Source organism: Ezakiella sp., from assembly GCF_034180565.1.
Classification (GTDB): Bacteria; Bacillota; Clostridia; order Tissierellales; family Peptoniphilaceae; genus Ezakiella.
Map to the genome: position 1 here is coordinate 17,209 of NZ_JAXFOB010000021.1, position 12,678 is coordinate 29,886.

The 12,678-nt window shown below is 37.1% G+C and carries 13 protein-coding genes; all 13 read left to right on the top strand.

Going from position 1 to position 12,678, the window contains the following annotated elements; all coding sequences use genetic code 11:
• Nucleotides 1–7 precede the first annotated feature (7 nt).
• The 13 genes from SPI61_RS04355 to SPI61_RS04415 all read left to right on the top strand — a co-directional run bounded on the left by SPI61_RS04355 (nucleotide 8) and on the right by SPI61_RS04415 (nucleotide 12,649).
• Entirely contained in the window at nucleotides 8–532 is a 525-nt protein-coding gene (locus tag SPI61_RS04355) for a flavodoxin family protein (RefSeq protein ID WP_321136899.1), read from the top strand.
• Nucleotides 533–885: 353 nt separating this feature from the next.
• Nucleotides 886–1,473: a hypothetical protein gene (locus SPI61_RS04360; RefSeq protein ID WP_321136900.1), complete on the top strand. Its 588-nt coding sequence runs from the start codon at nucleotides 886–888 to the stop codon at nucleotides 1,471–1,473.
• A 32-nt stretch (nucleotides 1,474–1,505) separates the two neighbouring features.
• Nucleotides 1,506–1,700 carry a hypothetical protein gene (locus SPI61_RS04365; RefSeq protein WP_321136901.1) on the top strand — a complete coding sequence of 65 codons (195 nt, stop codon included), beginning with the start codon at nucleotides 1,506–1,508 and terminating at the stop codon, nucleotides 1,698–1,700.
• Between the two features lie 4 nt (nucleotides 1,701–1,704).
• Nucleotides 1,705–2,178, top strand: coding sequence for a hypothetical protein (locus tag SPI61_RS04370; RefSeq protein WP_321136902.1), 474 nt, complete (start codon nucleotides 1,705–1,707; stop codon nucleotides 2,176–2,178).
• A 289-nt stretch (nucleotides 2,179–2,467) separates the two neighbouring features.
• Entirely contained in the window at nucleotides 2,468–2,935 is a 468-nt protein-coding gene (locus SPI61_RS04375) for a hypothetical protein (RefSeq protein WP_321136903.1), read from the top strand.
• Nucleotides 2,936–3,140: 205 nt separating this feature from the next.
• A complete protein-coding gene (locus SPI61_RS04380; protein ID WP_321136904.1) occupies nucleotides 3,141–4,043 on the top strand; it encodes a hypothetical protein in 903 nt (300 codons plus the stop codon).
• The gene (gene ppk1, locus SPI61_RS04385; protein WP_321136905.1) at nucleotides 4,040–6,211 is read left to right on the top strand and encodes a polyphosphate kinase 1; all 2,172 of its coding nucleotides are present in this window, start codon (nucleotides 4,040–4,042) and stop codon (nucleotides 6,209–6,211) included. Before SPI61_RS04380 ends, ppk1 begins: the two co-directional genes overlap by 4 nt.
• The gene (locus SPI61_RS04390) at nucleotides 6,208–7,149 is read left to right on the top strand and encodes an AAA family ATPase (RefSeq protein ID WP_321136906.1); all 942 of its coding nucleotides are present in this window, start codon (nucleotides 6,208–6,210) and stop codon (nucleotides 7,147–7,149) included. Before ppk1 ends, SPI61_RS04390 begins: the two co-directional genes overlap by 4 nt.
• The gene (locus SPI61_RS04395; protein WP_321136907.1) at nucleotides 7,142–7,702 is read left to right on the top strand and encodes a hypothetical protein; all 561 of its coding nucleotides are present in this window, start codon (nucleotides 7,142–7,144) and stop codon (nucleotides 7,700–7,702) included. Before SPI61_RS04390 ends, SPI61_RS04395 begins: the two co-directional genes overlap by 8 nt.
• Before the next feature lie 58 nt (nucleotides 7,703–7,760).
• Complete coding sequence (gene ychF, locus SPI61_RS04400; RefSeq protein ID WP_321136908.1) at nucleotides 7,761–8,852, top strand: redox-regulated ATPase YchF; 1,092 nt, start codon at nucleotides 7,761–7,763, stop codon at nucleotides 8,850–8,852.
• Nucleotides 8,852–10,138, top strand: a complete 1,287-nt coding sequence (locus SPI61_RS04405; protein ID WP_321136909.1) for a polysaccharide deacetylase family protein — start codon at nucleotides 8,852–8,854, stop codon at nucleotides 10,136–10,138. The genes ychF and SPI61_RS04405 overlap by 1 nt, the downstream gene beginning before the upstream one ends.
• Nucleotides 10,139–10,403: 265 nt before the next feature.
• Nucleotides 10,404–11,096: an ABC transporter ATP-binding protein gene (locus tag SPI61_RS04410; protein ID WP_321136910.1), complete on the top strand. Its 693-nt coding sequence runs from the start codon at nucleotides 10,404–10,406 to the stop codon at nucleotides 11,094–11,096.
• Nucleotides 11,096–12,649 carry a hypothetical protein gene (locus SPI61_RS04415; protein WP_321136911.1) on the top strand — a complete coding sequence of 518 codons (1,554 nt, stop codon included), beginning with the start codon at nucleotides 11,096–11,098 and terminating at the stop codon, nucleotides 12,647–12,649. The genes SPI61_RS04410 and SPI61_RS04415 overlap by 1 nt, the downstream gene beginning before the upstream one ends.
• Nucleotides 12,650–12,678: the final 29 nt, after the last annotated feature.

Consider the following 12,678-nt stretch of genomic DNA (forward strand, 5'->3'; position numbering starts at 1 on the left):
GGTGAAAATGAAAGTTCTAGTTTTATACAATTCGGAAACGGGAAACACGAAGAAAGTCGCAGAGGCGATTTGTGAAGAATTTAAAGGCGAAGCGAAGCTGATGGAGACGAAGTCGATAAAGGATATTTCCGAAATCGATGGATACGAATATATATTTATCGGATTTTTTGTGGACAAAGGCTATCCCGACGAACCGACAATGGAATTGTTGCCGAAATTGAAAGAGAAAAAGCTTGGACTCTTCTCGACACTCGGCGCATATCCTTATTCGATGCAGGCATTTCGAGTCTTTGCGAGAGCGGAAGAAGTGCTCGATAAGTCGAATAGAATTGAGGGTTGCTACATTTGTCAGGGGCGAGTGAGCGACGAAAGTTTAAAGAGAATTGCGGCACTTCCGCCGGACGATCCGAAGCACTCAAAAAAGTCGACGCTTAGACGGGAAATCGGAATGAGTCATCCGGATTCGGAAGACCTCGAAAATGCGCGGAAGATTTTTAGAAATATAGTGGACAGAGATTTGAAGGGATTTTAACTGCAACTTTGATTGCAGTTTTTTTATTGTGAAATTGATTTATCTGAGCATTTGAAATTGAAATAGTATAGTGATATAATAGAATTGATAGGGAAATGTTATATTAGAAATACATAATTGCAAAATATTATGGAGTGATTTTTATAAAAAAGGAGAAACAAATACCTAAATAGTTTTAGATGATTAATAAAAAGTGTTTGAAATCTACAATGTACAGATAATCCCTACAAGAGGTTTTAAGAAATATGACGTTAAAACGTCACAAATTGAAAAAGTATTGAATAAAAATGTTATATATGTTAACATAAAGTTAACGATAGTGTATTAAAACGATTACAAAATAGGAGTTATTTATGAACGATAACTTAGATATTTATTATTTATCCGGATATGATATTTTAAAGAAAATGATAACAAATCTGAAGTTTGAAAAAAATATAAGGGTCAAAGATTTTCAATTTAAAGAATACGACGAGGACTCTGTATTTTTAATTAATTCAGCATACATAGATTTTTTAAAAGAATTTATACAAAAACACAATAAAAGAACGTATATATACAGCCACGGGTTTTCATATTATAGCTATATGAAGACGGAGACATTGGGAGCAAATTATTTTTATGTAATAGATGATTATGAAGTTGTAAAAGAATTTTTAACTAAACTTGTCAACTTAGAAGAAATAAATATAAATAGAGATAAAAACTTTTTTAGTTTTGAAGATATGGAACTTATAAAGTATTATACAATGAGCGACGGCTTTAGTGACGTTGCTGAAAAGTTTTTCTATAGTCAGAAAGGCCTTTCATCCAAGTTCTCGCGAATTTATAAAAGACTTGGTATAAGAGGATTTAATCAGTTGTATATGGCAAGTATTAAAAGAAATTTATTTTCTAGGGATGATTTCTTGCAATATTTATTTTATACAAGTATTTCTTAGCAGGAGAAATTATATAAGAAAGGAGATATTATATGAGAATAGGATATGAAGATGCAAACACAATCAATAGACATGCTTTTGTTTTGGAGTTGATTGTCCTAGTGTTTGTGGCAATTTATACAATCCATATGATTCTTTGCCCGAAAGGATTTGTTTTTTCATATAATGAAGCAGACGGAATATATTATGTGGAAACGGAAAATTTGAGATTAGATGACAGGAGATAGAATCATGAAAAAAGATTTGAGAGCTGCAAATATTAGGTTTTCTTTTAATTTGCTTACACTTATTTTTATTTTGTTTTTAGTAAGTAATTTCCACACGACTTTCAGGTCGAGAGTTGCGATTGCGGATGTGGAAAAGGAAACGATAGAACTTAGCGAAAAAGAAATTGCAGATTTAAAAACTTTGACATACTATTACGACGCGACTTTGTCAAAGCCTACAAGCAAAGAGAGAGAAAAAAAGGATTGGATCGCTCCGGCAAACGATGCGCTTTTCAGCTCGGTTTTTACGGATATGGATACATTCTTTGAACTCAGAAAAAAATATATATTAAACAAGAAAAATCTTTCGAGGATAAATAATATAATAAAAAAAGCGATTGAAAACTACGATGGAAAGACTATGTCGACTATAAGTTTTGAATATAAGGGATACAAGTTTAAGTTTCCTATAAGTGTTGAGAGAAGTGTTTCACGATAATTATCTATTAAAAGTTAATTTATCAATCGAAGAGTGAGTTTAAAATTATGAAAATTTTAGGAGGGATTTATATGGAAAATGGTCGCTATGAAAAATTTAAACTGAGAAACAAATGGCTTATTAAGGGTATTAGGACGGCACTCAATGTTTATTTTATTGCCCTGTCTATCATTTGTATTATAAAACTTGTCTACTTTATGCGGCAGCCGCTAAGGTTCAGTTACAAAAGTTATTTGAACTACCCGTTCTATGAAGTTGAAGTTTATAGGGATCCAACGAGGCATTTTTAATGATAAGAAAATTTTTAAAAGATATTATACCGAAAAGTTTCTATGTTTATCTTTTGCTATTCTTTTTCTTTCTTTTTGTTACAAATGCACCGGAAACTTTAAACGCGAGCCTTTATTTTAGAGATGTGGAGATGACGGACGATGAGTATCGCGATTTGCTTCATGTGATTCTTTACTATAAAGAAATTTGTAAAAATGAATTAAGTGAAGAAAGTATTGAAGAAAAGTGGATTGGTCCTAAGAACACAGAGCTTTTCAGCAACGCATTCACGGACAAGGATGTATTTTTGGAACTTCGAAAGAAAAACATATTGAACCGAAAAAATCTACAAGAAATGACGCAAATGATGGAAAAAGGGTGGTCACGCTATGACGGTGAAAAAATGTGTACAATAAGTTTTAATTACGATGGTTACGAGTTCAAGTTCCCATATTACCCTGAGGACAAAATTAGATATTTGGAATAAATCTGTTGGAAAATCTCCGACAGATTTTTTGTTGTAAACATTTACAGCTTGAGTCATAACAAAACTATACAATATCGGGCATATTTAGTATATAAAGAGAATGTTTTTATTAAATTGGGTTTTATTTGTGTAAATTTTACACAGTTTTAATATTTGAAGTTTATAATTTTATTGGATATAAAATGTAATTTATATGAGGTGGAATATGAGAAAAATCGCAATCATAGATATCGGTTCGAACACAATAAGGATGTCGCTTTTCAATGTGGAGGGCGATGAATTTTACGAGCTTTTAAACAAAAAGACCACGGCGGGGCTTGCAAGTTATGTCAAAAAGGGTTTTCTTTCGAGAGACGGGATTGAAAAGCTACTAAGAATTTTAAAAGGTTTAATAAAGACTGCAAAGGTTTTGGGTTTCGAAGAGATAAAAATCTTTGCAACCGCATCTCTTAGAAATATTTTAAATATCGAAGAAGTGAAGGAGATTTTAAAGAGAGAGATTGAGGAGCCGGTTGAGATTGTTTCGGGAGTCGACGAAGCATATTTCGGTTATTTGGGAGTCAAGGAAAAGTACGACGTTTCAAGCGGACTTATCGTCGACATCGGCGGCGGTTCTACGGAAATCACCTCGATTGAGGCGGGGAAGACGGTATACAACAATTCGATTCCGCTCGGGTGTTTAAATCTGTTTAAGAAATATAGCTCGGGGATTTTCATTCCGAAGAAAAGCATTGAAAGAGCGGAGAAATATGTCGTAAAAAAATTCGAGCCGATTTACAGCGAGAATTTAAAAAGTGACGAACTTTATGGAGTCGGCGGAACGATAAGAGCGGTTTCGAACGTGATTATGGAGATGAAGTCGCTCCAATCAAACAAGATGATCAAGTCGGAGTTTGTTTTTGAACTTTACGACAAATTAAAAAAGAAGGACAAAAAAACATACGAATATGTTTTGAAGGTTTCGCCTGAAAGAGTTCACACAATTTTTCCGGGGACTATAATTTTGATGGAAATTTTAAGGATGTCCGAAGCGAAGACGGTTTATGTTTCGAAGTTCGGCGTTAGAGAAGGAGTTTTGACAAATTATTTGAGCGAGGGGAGAAAATGAGCGATATAGATTTAAATGCGAGAGAAAATTTGTATAAGAAGTTACCGAAAATGGAAACCTACACCCAAAACAGAGAACTGTCATGGCTAAAGTTCAACGAAAGGGTGCTTGAAGAGGCGACTATAAAAAATGTGCCGATTTACGAAAGACTCAAGTTCATTGCAATTTTCGTTTCAAATCTCAAGGAGTTTTTTATGGTTCGAATCGGAAGTCTTTCGGATCTTCAAAAACTTAAAGAACCGCCGCGCGATTCGCGCACGAATATGACGCCGGAAGAGCAACACGAAGCATGTTTGGAAGCGGTGAGAAGACTATACGGTTTGAAGGACGAGGTTTTTTTCGATGTGGAAAATGAGCTCAGAAAAGAAGGCATTCAAAATGTTTCATTTGAGGAGCTCACGGAAGATGAAAAGAAATACGCACTGAAACTTTTTAAATCGCGAATCGAGCCGATTTTAAGTCCGATGGTAATTGCGAGAAATCACCCTTTTCCATTTCTTGAAAACAATGAACTCTATATTACATGCGAGCTGAAATCGCCTGTTGAAGAAAAGGGGACTTTCGGAATTTTAAATATTCCTGAAACGCTGCCGAAGTTTTTTAAGTTGGGAGACGAAGGCACGAGATATATTTTGACCGAAAATATAGTTTTAAATTTTTTGGACAAGATTTATACGGAGTTTAAAATCGAGGACAAGTGCGTTATAAGTGCGACGAGAAATACGGACCTCACGATTGACGACGAGGAAGTCGGCGAGGAAGAGTATGTAACGCAGATGAGAAATATTTTGAAAAAAAGAAAGAGGCTCGGATGTGTAAGAATGACTTCGTCAAAAGAGTTGAGCCCGAGAATGAAAAAATTTTTTATGGCAAATCTCGACATAAAAGAAAACGAAATTTTTGTCACAAAAACTCCGCTCAATATGGACTATGCTTTTAAACTTTCGAGCATAATCGACGAAGAGACTTTAAAAAAAGTTTCATATCCTCCATTTAAAGGTGGACTTAACAGTGCGATAAAACCGACAGAGTCGATTATTTCGCAGGTTATGGACAAGGACTTTCTCTTTTTCTATCCGTACGACAGCATGGAGCAGTTTATTAAGATTTTGGAAGAGGCGGCGAACGACCCGGATGTTTTATCCATAAAGATTACGATTTACAGGCTCTCGAAAAATTCGAAAGTTGTGCAAAATCTTGTGCGCGCAGCGGAAAATGGAAAAGATGTGACGGTTCTTATGGAGCTTCGGGCGAGATTTGACGAAAAGAACAATATCGACTACAGCGAAGAGCTTTTCAATGCGGGCTGCAATGTTCTTTACGGCACTGAAGGTTTCAAGGTGCACTCGAAAATCTGCCTTATAACGAAAAGGTCGAAATCCGGAGAGCCAATATATATAACGCAAATCGGAACGGGAAACTACAACGAGTCGACGTCGAAACTCTACACCGACATAAGCTTCGTCACATCGGACAAAGCGATTGGAGAGGATGCAACGCAGTTTTTTAAGAATATGTGTCTCGGAAAACTTGACGGCGTTTACAATAAACTTTTGCAGTCGCCGTCGACGGTAAGGTCATCGATCATAGATATGATTTTTGAGGAAATCGAAAAGGGAGCAAAGGGAAGAATCTTTATGAAGATGAACAGCTTCACCGACCGCGAAGTGATTCGTGCGCTTGCGCTCGCCTCGATGATGGGTGTGCAAGTAAGGCTCATGATAAGGGGAATTTGCTCGATCGTTCCGGGCATTCAAAATGTGACGGAAAATATAGAAGTTCGAAGCATTGTCGGAAGATTTCTCGAGCATTCGAGAATTTATAAATTCGGCGAGGGTGTTGATGAAAAAATCTACATCGGCTCCGCGGATATGATGACTAGAAACACAATTCGAAGAGTCGAGATTTTGGCTCCGATTGAAGCGCCGTATTTAAAAAACAGATTGAACGGATTTATCGAAAGACAATGGAAGGACAACGAAAACGCAAGGCGTTTAAAAAATGACGGTCAATATGATATAATATATAGAGAAGTTTCTGAAGTGCCATTTAATTCGCACAAGAAAGAGATGGAAATAAGCATGAACGACAAATATGAGGAGCCGGTCAAGCTTAGTTTCATAGAGAAAATCACTAAATTTCTGAGAGATGAAGGGTGGATCAGATGAGAATAAAACTCGAAAATATTACGAAGATTGACAAAGCGGACGTTGTTGTCGACGGAATAACCGTTATTGCCGGCGAAAACAGTTCGGGAAAGAGCACGGTCGGACGTGTGCTTTACAGCATTTTTGACTGCGGACGAAAGCCGACGAATGAGAATATAGAAAAGAGAATTGCGGACGAATTTAACGGTGCGGTTTACAATTTCAATGCAAAAAATGACGGCAAGATAATTTTTTCAGCGGAGCATATCGAAGGGGAAATCGATGTGACGGAGTCGAAAATAGAAGCGAGAATTGAGGGGGAAAACAATTATCACTCGATTTATCTTGACGACCCGCACATTTTGGATGTGCCGATGGATTCGATTGAACATTTGAAATCTTTTTATCCGAAACACAGAATCGACTTGCAAAAAAAGCTCGTTTCAAAAAACAAAACTGTCGACGGGAGCGAAATTACCGGACGAATTTATGAAAAAGTTGAGGGAACGCTCACCGAAAAGGACGGACGTTTTTGGTATGAAACAAAAAACAAAAAGACTGTGGACATAAGAAATACATCGTCGGGAGTGAAGACGCTTTTGATTGTTGCACGCTTGATTGAAAACGGTTGGATTGATGAAAATACGATTCTCGTTTTGGACGAGCCGGAAATTCATCTTCATCCGGAGTGGCAACTCTTTTTTGCAAAAATCATTGTCGAGATAAATAAAACGATGAAGAGCAAAATTGTTTTAAACACGCACAGTCCGTATCTTTTGAATGCAATCGAAGTATATTCCGAGAAAAATAATATTTATAAAAATTTGAAATTCTATTTCAGCGAAAACGAGGGGAATTTCGCAATAATAAGAGACTATACCGAAAACGTCGAGAAAATTTATAAGAAACTTGTAAATCCGTTTTTAAAACTCGACGATGAGGCATATCAAGATGAATGATTTATTTAAAAAACACTTACGCACTCTGAAACTCATCTCCGTGGACAACCACAACCCTTCCGATGTAGAATATATGACGGAGTCGGAATATGTTGCGATTGATTTCGATGCGGTCAAGGACGACTATGTGATGAGACTCGACACTTATGTAAATCCGAAAAGTATCGATGCGCTCGTTTTTCACGAAAACCACGCGACTATGATTGAATTTAAAAACGGCATTGTGGATAAGGCTTTAATAAACTCTATTATTGATAAAATGCTAAATTCCGTGATTATGTATGCGGACATCACGGGCGAAACGATTGCGCACGCGAGAGAAAATGTGGATTTTATTCTCGTTTATAACTACGAAAAAAATCCGTTCAATATAAAGGAATATCGCCAAAACAAATACAGGGATGCGTTTGTTCGAAAACTTTCCGAGAAGGCGAAGGAGAGATATACCCAGTTCGGACTCGCAAGATATGAGGGTTATATCTTCAGGCATGTCTACACATATTCGAAGCGCGATTTTAAAAATGAATTTACGGATAAACTCGAAGACCAATAGCCGATTGGTCTTTTATTATTTTACAAAATAAGTTATAATGTATAAGAGGTGAAATATTTTGAAACTTGGTATTGTAGGGCTTCCAAATGTTGGAAAGAGTACCCTTTTTAATGCGATTACAAATAATAAGGCGGATGCGCAAAACTATCCGTTCTGTACGATAGACCCGAACGTCGGTGCGGTAAACGTTCCGGACGAAAGACTTGACGTGCTTTCAAAGCTTAACAATTCTAAAAAGATTGTGCCGGCGGTTATTGAATTTTACGACATTGCCGGACTTGTCAGAGGCGCGAGCAAGGGAGAAGGGCTCGGTAATAAATTTTTGAGCCATATAAGAAGCGTGGATGCAATTGTTCACGTTCTGAGAGCTTTTGATGACGAAAACATCGTGCACGTCGACGGAAGTGTCGACCCGGTTCGAGACATCGAAACGATTGACACGGAACTTTTACTTGCGGATATGCAAATGATTGAAAATATTCTTCCGAAGTTTGAAAAGCAAGCGAGAGCGGACAAGAGTCTTAAATCGGAACTCGAAGTGCTTCAAAAAGTAAACGACTGCTTGAACAACACAAAACCGGTGAGAAGTCTCGGATTAAATGAAGATGAAAAGAAAGTTTTGGCGGGCTATCAATTTTTGACTGCAAAGCCGCTCATTTATGTTGCAAATGTGAGCTACGATGATTTGGTTTCGGGCGACAACAAATATGTCGACGCAATCAGAGAATACGCTTCAAATACGGGCGAAGAAGTTTTGACCGTCTCCGTAAAAATCGAAGAAGAGCTGAGTGAGCTTTCAAACGATGAAAAGAAAGAATTCTTGAGCGAAATGGGTCTTAAAGAATCGGGACTCGACAAACTTGTCAAGGCAAGCTACAAAACGCTCGGACTCATGAGCTTTTTGACCACAGGTGAACAGGAAACAAGAGCTTGGACAATCAAGCAAAACACAAGGGCACAAGACGCTGCCGGAAAGATTCACTCGGATATCGCACGCGGATTTATTCGTGCGGAAATCGTAAACTACGACACGCTTGTTGAACTCGGCGGTTCGCTTGTTAAGGCGAGAGAAGAAGGAAAAGTTCGTCTTGAAGGCAAGGACTACATCATGCAGGAAGGCGACGTCGTTCTCTTCAGGTTTAATGTTTAATGAAAAGAAAATTTTTAGTCTTATTGTGTGCGATTTCGGTTATTTTTTCGGGATGCAGTATCGTTGAAGAATACGGCAGAGGAACGCTTGAAAATAAAGAGATAAAGAAATCGGACGAGATGTCGCCGATTTTGGAAGACGAAGACGATATGGCGGAAACGGATGTGGATGAAACAAATGAGGACACAGGCGCGGAAGTCGACGATTCTTCCGATGTTAAATCTAAAGAAACCGCAAAAGCCGAAGTTGAAACACCGAAAAAAGACGAAACCGCGACAAATGAGTCGAAAGAAGATAAAAAATCCGAAGTTCAACCGAAAAAAGAAATCGAGGAAAAGAAATCCGAAGATTCGAAAAGTGATGACAAGTCGGAAGTAGAAAATAAAAAGTCGGAGGACAAAAAAGCTGATAAAAAGTCCGACGAAAAGAATAATGAAAATAAGGACACAAATAAAGCAGCCGACAAAAATGCGGATAAAAAAGAATCGGTCGATATAGTTTCGTCAAAAAATGACGACCCTCCTGCGGAGCCGGTCAAAAATGAAGAGCCGGTTAAAAAGGAATCGGGCGACTACTCTTCGCTTTCAAATGAAAAAGCGGGTTGGTGGTTCAATCCGAAAAAAGCGGGCGGAAACGGCAAGAGCACAATTCCTGAAAAGACGGCAAATCTTTTAAACAAATACAACGGAATCTGGCAGGCAAAAACCGACGAGAAAGTAATGTATCTAACGTTCGACGAAGGTTATGAATATAACAACAACACCGCGAAAATTTTGGACACATTAAAGGCGAAAGGTGTAAAGGCGGCGTTTTTTGTTACGGGAGCTTATGTAAAATCGAATCTCGACCTTGTGAACCGAATGGCGAACGAGGGACATCTCGTTTGCAACCACTCGGTCAACCACTTGAACCAAGTCGAGGCGATAAAAAATCCGAAAAAGCTCGAGGACGACATTGCGGGACTCCAAACTCTCTACAAAGAGAAAACGGGAAACAATCTTGCGAGTTTTTTGAGACCGCCGGAAGGTGTCTACAGCGAAAGAACGCTCAAATTTATAAACGATATGGGATATCGTCCTGTGTTTTGGAGCTTTGCATACAAAGACTGGCTGCGCGACAATCAACCCGACAAAAAGTTCGCAATTGAAAAAATCACCGGACAATTTCATCCGGGAAGCGTGCTTCTACTGCACGCCGTTTCAGATACGAACGCGGAAATTTTGGGAGAGATTATCGACCAAGCCGTGAATATGGGCTATAGATTCGGGAGCTTATACGAATTGTAAGCGCTATAATTTAATATATAAAAATTGTTTATTAATGGATTTCTATTTTACTTATCTACACATTGTGTTTAGGTAAAAGAGCAAGTCCATTTTTGTTTAAGCATAAATCAAAAGAATTACAAAATGTAATATATAGTTTAATTGATATAAGATATTTAAATAGAAGATGACAAATGTATTAAGATAATCTATCAAAAAAACGCTAAAGATATTGAATTGGATAAATATGTATGATATAATTATATCATACATAGAAGGAGGCAATATGAAATTCATAATTAAGAATCTGTCAAAAAGTTATGGAGACAAAGAAGTTTTAAAAGACTTGTCATACACTTTTGAAAAGGGAAAAATTTATAGTGTCATAGGAAGAAACGGAACCGGGAAGACAACGCTTTTTCATTGCTTAAACGGCGAGGAAAAGTATGAGGGACCGGTGCCTCAGATCGAAGAGGACGGAGTTATTCGGGAATTAAAAGAGGAGGACATATATCTTGTAAGCGATTCTCCGATTTTGCCGGAGTTTTTGACGGGAAGAGAATTTATCGACGCATTTGTTAAACTCAATAAAAACGCTGACCACAGTCTCGACACGGAAAAGCTTTTCGATTTGTTTAATATAAACGAAAGCGATAGAAATGTACTTATTAGAGAATATTCTTTCGGCATGAAAAACAAAGTGCAACTTATGTGTGCGTTTATTTTGAAACCGAAAATTATTCTTTTGGACGAGCCGCTCAGCTCTTTCGACATAATCGTGAGCCACGATATAAAAGAAATGCTGATTTCGATGAAGAGCGAGCACATAATAATTATGTCGACGCATATTGTTCAGCTTGCAACGGATGTGAGCGATGAGCTTGCGATTTTGAAGAACAAAAAGCTGAACGTTGCGCACTACGACGGAGACAGAAGCGATTTGAAAGCATTTGAAGATTATTTGATAGGTGAAATATAATGTTTTATGAATTGCGTTCTCTAAAACAATTGATGAGCACAAATGCCTTTATCAACTTTTTGTCGAAGTTGCCGGGTTTAAAAATTCTTTCATTTAAAAAACTGTATAAAAACACAGGACTCAAAAAAATTCTTGCGAGTTTAGGGTTTTTATTCGAGCTTATAAAAGAAACCATTATACCGTCGATTTTTACGGCATTGATTTTCTGGCGTTTATTCGTTCGACTCGGCATTGACAATATATCGATAAAACTTTTGTCTTATATTTTGATTGCGGTCATCGCATCGAAGATATCGAAGCCGACATTTTTGATACACAATGAAGACGACTATATATTTTTGAATTTGTTTTCAATCAACTCGCGGGTTTATTATTTAAATAAAATTTTTACGAACATCGTGATTTCGATTTTGGCAAACTTCCCGGCGACATATTATGTGTTCCAAGATTTGGGAATCGCCCTGAAACTGGCGGTTTTAAACTTGGCGTCGATGCTTCTTGTAAATATGATATATTTAACATATATCAAAAAAAGGGAGACTCTTCCGAAATCTGAAATCAGGGCGCTCATATCGGCATTATTTGTTATTCTCGGCGGTTTAGTAATATTTTTGAGAGTTGATTTAAATCTTGACGACAGAATTTTGAACATTCTTGCGATAGCTTCCGCAATTATTTCAATTTTCGGAATCGCATTTATTTTAAAATATAAAAACTATCCCGCTCTAAAAAGAATTACCGCAAATTCATCGGGACAAGTGGTTAAGATGAGTGTAACCACGACGATTAACGAAGACAGCTCACAATATCATGTGTCCAATGCGGAGGAAATTCAAAATTTTCAAAACAAATACAAAGATGTCGACCCGGCAAAATATATCGACATGGCATTTTTCAGCAGATACAAAAAAGTTTTTAAAAAGAATCTAAGAAGCAATTTTTCGGGAAGTATCGCCATACTCATAATTTATTCGATTGCTATTAAGATAGGAATTATAAAAAAGCCTCAAAGCTTTTCGGATATAAGCGGACTTGCGATTGCGTTTGCCGTCGGCACGGGATATTCCGCAGGCCTTCTTCAAATGTGTTTTAGAAATGTGGACAGAATACTTTTGAAAAATAAAATTTTGACCGAACAGGGGCTCTATGAATCGCTAAAATATCGTATAAGAATGCTTATAAAATCCAGCTTTTTTGATTTACTCAGTGTAGGATTGGGATTTTTGATTTTGATATTTTTAAACGGTTTGAAATTTGAACCTATTGAATTTGCAAGGATTATGGCTGCATATTTGGCGATGATGGCAAGCATGGGACTTGTTGAAATTATGGTTTATTATATTTTCTCGCCTTATTCAGCGGAGCTCAATGTAAAATCACCGGCGTACAAAGTTGTGAGATTTATTAGCGGACTTGTATTTGCACTCTTCATTTTAAAAAATGCAAATATATTAAATATCGAAAAATATATTTATATTGCATTCGGAGTAACTGTGCTGATATTTTTATTCGCAAAAAAATATTTCATTCGCACTTTCAGACTCAGATATTAAACATTTCAAGCAAACTCATTTTACGGGTT

Bases quoted from the DNA above. Each gene is read 5' to 3' on its own strand.
- SPI61_RS04355 (WP_321136899.1), top strand. From the start codon at position 8: ATGAAAGTTCTAGTTTTATACAATTCGGAAACGGGAAACACGAAGAAA.
- SPI61_RS04360 (WP_321136900.1), top strand. From the start codon at position 886: ATGAACGATAACTTAGATATTTATTATTTATCCGGATATGATATTTTA.
- SPI61_RS04365 (WP_321136901.1), top strand. From the start codon at position 1,506: ATGAGAATAGGATATGAAGATGCAAACACAATCAATAGACATGCTTTT.
- SPI61_RS04370 (WP_321136902.1), top strand. From the start codon at position 1,705: ATGAAAAAAGATTTGAGAGCTGCAAATATTAGGTTTTCTTTTAATTTG.
- SPI61_RS04375 (WP_321136903.1), top strand. From the start codon at position 2,468: ATGATAAGAAAATTTTTAAAAGATATTATACCGAAAAGTTTCTATGTT.
- SPI61_RS04380 (WP_321136904.1), top strand. From the start codon at position 3,141: ATGAGAAAAATCGCAATCATAGATATCGGTTCGAACACAATAAGGATG.
- ppk1 (WP_321136905.1), top strand. From the start codon at position 4,040: ATGAGCGATATAGATTTAAATGCGAGAGAAAATTTGTATAAGAAGTTA.
- SPI61_RS04390 (WP_321136906.1), top strand. From the start codon at position 6,208: ATGAGAATAAAACTCGAAAATATTACGAAGATTGACAAAGCGGACGTT.
- SPI61_RS04395 (WP_321136907.1), top strand. From the start codon at position 7,142: ATGAATGATTTATTTAAAAAACACTTACGCACTCTGAAACTCATCTCC.
- SPI61_RS04405 (WP_321136909.1), top strand. From the start codon at position 8,852: ATGAAAAGAAAATTTTTAGTCTTATTGTGTGCGATTTCGGTTATTTTT.
- SPI61_RS04410 (WP_321136910.1), top strand. From the start codon at position 10,404: ATGAAATTCATAATTAAGAATCTGTCAAAAAGTTATGGAGACAAAGAA.
- SPI61_RS04415 (WP_321136911.1), top strand. From the start codon at position 11,096: ATGTTTTATGAATTGCGTTCTCTAAAACAATTGATGAGCACAAATGCC.